Genomic DNA, 3,347 nt, shown 5'->3' with positions numbered 1-3,347 from the left:
TAAGGAACCGCCACGTGCCGAACGGCATGCGTGGTGGTGTGAGAGGTCGGAAAATGAAATAGGAGGAAACTATTTCATTTTCCTCCTACTCGATTTTCATTGAATATCTTCACCCTTTTCTGTGGAGTAAAGTCTTCCTTACCCGGATAGAGTATTCTGGCATTGGGATAGGCTGTACGGAAGGTAGAAGCTATCTCATGTACATTTGCTTTCAGACCGATAATCATCGGTTTGTTGGCTTGCCCAAGCCGTTTCATCTCATAAGCGGCTGTACACATAATCAGTGTCTTTCCCGCACCTACTTCATGGTCACATATTCCCCCGCCATTCTGCTTGAGCATCCATACGCAATCCTTTTGGGACTGGTATAAATCAGGAATACCCAAGCTCCTTAAGTCCAGTCCGGGGAAGTTCTGGTGTGAGCCATCATATTGCGGACGGACAAAACAGTTGAACTTGCGATTATAGGAATCAGCCAATTTATTTTTAAACTCGGGAGATTGCTGGTCCAGCCAGTCAGTAAAGCCGTTTCGGATTTCATCAATCTTAGTATTCGCCATCTGTATGGCTTGCCCGTCGGGTACTTTTACATTCTTGTCTTCTCCCGTATCAGGGTCTGTTACCTTGATAGTTTTGGTAATATTGGGTGTTGTATTGAGCAGGGCGTGTTTGAGAAGATGGATACCTGTATACAATTTACTTTCTCCCTGTACGGCAAACTTTTCATTGATAATCATATTGCTTCTGTCCGCTTTGACGGTAAAATCATCACGGGATGCGTAATAAGATATATCGACATCCGTTTCAAAGAGTTTGCTCATGTAATCCTCGTACACAGGTGTACCAATCCACCTTTCCCCGAAATTGAAATCAAGTTCTTCGTATCGGATAGGTTGTGGAGTGGCTTCTTGCAAGGCTTTTAGCGATGCTTGTGAGGGAATGTCATCGGGATGGTTTTGCAGGTAGCGTTCAATAGCTTCCGATTTTTCTATAACATTGCCTGCTATAAACTTATCCCTTACTTCATAGTTTTGCACCAACGGATTAAAATAGATACGTCCCTGTAATTCGGATATGATTTCGTCCCTGTCTTTATCGCCCATCAAAGACTGCATATACTCTGGACGGACTTCGCCATATTTATTCAATGATGCAATAAGGGCTTCGTCTGAAGTATTAGCAACGGAAATCTCGTTGGGGTTAAAAGCAACAGGATGATGAAAAATATCGGCTTTGAGCCCCCCAACCCCCCAAGGGGGGCTTTGGTTCTCCCCCTGCGGGGGAGTCAGAGGGGGCTTTCTTTCCAGCGAAAGAATTTCTATTCCTCCCGCATCCATCTTAATAACATCAAGGTTCTTCTTATCATTCAGATTGCCGTACCTACGAACAAAGTTGTCATAACAGATATTCAGATTCCCTCGAAGCGATGCGTGTTCGGTCAGGTGCTTGGCTTCGTGGTTATAGAGGGCATGGTAGGTATCCCGAATCTCTATATAGCGACTAATCTTTGAACGTTGGTCGAAAGCTACGTCCAGTGCCTGAAATTCGGCATCATCCCGGTAGCGTTCTTTCAGAAAACCAACCTGTCCCTTATCTTCTACCAATGAGCCTTTCTTGTGGAACTCAAACAGTTCGCCCGAATAAGAGCGTGAAGCCCCTCCAACCTCCCCAAGGGGGAGGCTCTCTGATCCCGATAAGGTTTGTCCTATGGTAGAAATTAGCGTTTTGGAAGTCTCCCCTTTGGGGAGATTTAGAGGGGCTTTGTTTCTCTTTCCTCTTCTCGATTTTACCTGTGTCCGTTCTTCTTGGCTAAACCCGAAAAGGTCATAGAGGGATGTTTCCGGCTCTTGCATTACAGATTGATTCCTCAGGTCTGAAGCGGGTTTCTTTTTTATAGCAGTTTCCCTTCCCTCACTCCATTTTTTTCTATTTTCGGGAAACCAATCATCCTCAACAGCTTGCCAAAAGGGATCAAGTTCTTCTGCTTGATGAAGGGGATTAAGCTCACTATAATAGAAAGTGTCTTCAGATTTAAGCGTTGGCTTAATATCTTGGGAAGCCACTGTTTGAGGCTGCAAACGTTCCGTTTGCTTTTGAGTATTGCTAATCCGATGTTTGTTATACAATTCAGTATCGAGGTTGAACTTCAAATCACTTTTTAGCATCTGCCCCATATAATCCGCCATTTCTTTCCGGCTCCCTTCATACAGAAATACCTGTGCGGGTTTTCCGTAAGGGTCAGTACCTATAAAACCTTTGTTTTGTACTATCCGGGTGTGGTTATAGAAATAGTCATTATTATAAATCCCCGAAATCGGTAATGGAGAGCTCTTTACAAATAGTTCCTCTCCGAAATTCATTTTTTCTTTAGCTGTATTTTTTTGTAATACAATCAGGTCGCTTCCGACTTCCGTTCCGGCATAGTCGGTAAATAAATTATTGGGCAGACGGATAGCCGATATAAGGTTTGTATTTTCCATCAGCCATTTGCGAACAGGCTCGTTATTGGGAGAATTCATTACTCCCTGTGAAGTGACAAAAGCCATAATACCACCTTCCCGCAACGATTCCACTCCTTTTACAAAAAAATAGTTGTGTATGGCTTTGGTAGAATCACGATGCAGTGCATCCTGTTTCATGAAAGTAGCATCAAAAACACTCATTTCGCCGAATGGTATATTGGAAGAAACTACATCGAAATAGTTGTTGTATCTACCCTCGATAGTTTCAAAACCTTCGATTTTCACTTTATCATCAGGTTGAAGATGTGATAACAACTTTCCTGTCAATATATCTTTTTCAAAAGAGATACGTTCACCATTATTTCCAAAAGCACGGGAGAATTCTCCCATACCAGCGGACGGATCAAGGAAGCGGTTTATCTCTATTCCCGAATCTTTTATGGCATCGGCAATAGCTTGTACCGCTTCGGGCGGTGTATAGAATGCGGTCAGTACCGAATTCTTGATGCTATTGAAGTATTGCTTGTATTCTTTTTCGGATGAGGTATTATCCCTGATTACACGATGTAATTCTGCTACTAATGGAAACAGTTCCAGTTCGGATTTAGCCCATGCAGAAGTATCTGTCAGAGAAGATGCAGGATTAAGGACGCATTTAAGTCCTCCAAATCCTGAATAGCCTTGCATTATCTTTCTTTCATCATCAGTAGCTGCCCGTTGCTCCCTTTCGAGAGCAAGGACAGTACGGATGGCTTCGATATTGGCCCCAAGATGAACCTTTTTATTAAAGCTCATTTTCTTCCAGCCATAAATCGATGAAACCTGTCAGTTCTGTATAGAGCTTTTCATATTCGTGAGAATAGGCAAACTCATCGGAAATAGGAT

General features: G+C 43.0%; 2 protein-coding genes. Both read right to left on the bottom strand.

Features of this window, described 5'->3' with window-relative positions:
- Positions 1-74: 74 nt before the first annotated feature.
- Positions 75-3,257, bottom strand: coding sequence for an N-6 DNA methylase (locus D0T84_RS23190; RefSeq protein WP_255495530.1), 3,183 nt, complete (start codon positions 3,255-3,257; stop codon positions 75-77).
- A complete protein-coding gene (locus tag D0T84_RS21695) occupies positions 3,247-3,342 on the bottom strand; it encodes a DUF1896 family protein (protein WP_370525544.1) in 96 nt (31 codons plus the stop codon). The genes D0T84_RS23190 and D0T84_RS21695 overlap by 11 nt, the downstream gene beginning before the upstream one ends.
- Positions 3,343-3,347: the final 5 nt, after the last annotated feature.

The sequence above is a fragment of the Dysgonomonas sp. 521 genome (genome assembly GCF_010501055.1).
Classification (GTDB): domain Bacteria; phylum Bacteroidota; class Bacteroidia; order Bacteroidales; family Dysgonomonadaceae; genus Dysgonomonas.
The sequence above is the reverse complement of the archived record's forward strand: the minus strand, read 5'-3'. Positions and strand labels throughout refer to the sequence as shown.

Excerpts from the sequence above, each read along its gene's own strand:
- D0T84_RS23190 (WP_255495530.1), bottom strand. The coding sequence starts at position 3,257 with ATGAGCTTTAATAAAAAGGTTCATCTTGGGGCCAATATCGAAGCCATC.